Raw genomic sequence first — 1,536 nt, forward strand, 5'->3', positions numbered from 1 at the left:
ACGAGTTAGAACTCAAATAATCAAAGGGCCGTATTTCAACAGCGACTCCACAAATACTGGCGTACCTGCTTCAAAGTCTCCGGCCTATCCTACACATCAATTACCCAAATTCAATGTTAAGCTATAGTAAAGGTTCACGGGGTCTTTTCGTCCCATCGCGGGTAATCGGCATCTTCACCGATACTACAATTTCACTGAGCTCACGGTTGAGACAGTGTCCAGATCATTACACCATTCGTGCAGGTCGGAACTTACCCGACAAGGAATTTCGCTACCTTAGGACCGTTATAGTTACGGCCGCCGTTTACTGGGGCTTCAATTCAATGCTTCTCTTGCGATGACATCTCCTCTTAACCTTCCAGCACCGGGCAGGTGTCAGGCTGTATACGTAATCTTTCAATTTGGCACAGCCCTGTGTTTTTGTTAAACAGTTGCCTGGACCTATTCTCTGCGCCCAACTCTCGTTGGGACCCTTTATCCCGAAGTTACAGGGTCAATTTGCCTAGTTCCTTAACCGTGAATCACTCAAGCGCCTTAGTATATTCAACCCGACTACGTGTGTCCGTTTGCGGTACGGGTACCTTAAAGATTAAGTTTAGCGGATTTTCTTGGGAGTATGCTTACACGCACTATTACCTTATTCCGAAGAATTTGGTATACTATCAGGTTCGACTCTTATCCCGGATTTGCCTGGGATAATCAACATCTACACCCTTCAACGGACTATTCCGTCAGTCCGCGGCGCTGTCACTCCTCCGTCTCCACGTCACTCCTTAAGGTAGTACAGGAATATTAACCTGTTCTGCCATCGGCCTCACCGTTCGGCTGAGCCTTAGGACCCGACTAACCCTGATCCGATTAGCGTTGATCAGGAAACCTTAGTCTTTCGGCGAGGGGGTTTCTCACCCCCTTTATCGTTACTTATACCTACATTTGCTTTTCCACACGCTCCAGCAAAGCTCACGCTTCACCTTCGACGCAGAGTGGAATGCTCCCCTACCGATCATTACTGATCCCATAGCTTCGGTAAATTGCTTGATGCCCGATTATTATCCACGCCAAACTCCTCGACTAGTGAGCTGTTACGCACTCTTTAAATGAATGGCTGCTTCCAAGCCAACATCCTAGCTGTCTTAGCAATCTGACTTCGTTAGTTCAACTTAGCAATTATTTCGGGACCTTAGCTGATGGTCCGGATTCTTCTCCTTTAGGACATGGACCTTAGCACCCATGCCCTCACTCCTGGGATCGAACTACTGCGCATTCGGAGTTTATCAAGACTTGATAGGCGGTGAAGCCCTCGCATCTTATCAGTCGCTCTACCTCACAGTAGTAATTCCCAAGGCTGCACCTAAATGCATTTCGGGGAGTACGAGCTATCTCCAAGTTTGATTAGCCTTTCACCCCCACCCTCAGTTCATCCGGAAGCTTTTCAACGCTTATCGGTTCGGTCCTCCAGTTAGTGTTACCTAACCTTCAACCTGACCAAGGGTAGATCACTTGGTTTCGCGTCTACTCCTTCCGACTAATCGCCCT

1 rRNA gene is annotated in these 1,536 nt (G+C 48.0%); it reads right to left on the reverse strand.

Annotated elements, in window-relative coordinates:
• Positions 1-1,536: ribosomal RNA gene (locus AB5217_RS24800) — 23S ribosomal RNA — on the reverse strand; the annotation flags it as partial.

The sequence above is a fragment of the Bacteroides sp. MSSM.1001136sp1_RTP21357st2_D2_RTP21359_211015 genome (assembly GCF_040913205.1).
In the GTDB taxonomy this organism is placed as follows: Bacteria; Bacteroidota; Bacteroidia; order Bacteroidales; family Bacteroidaceae; genus Bacteroides; species Bacteroides ovatus.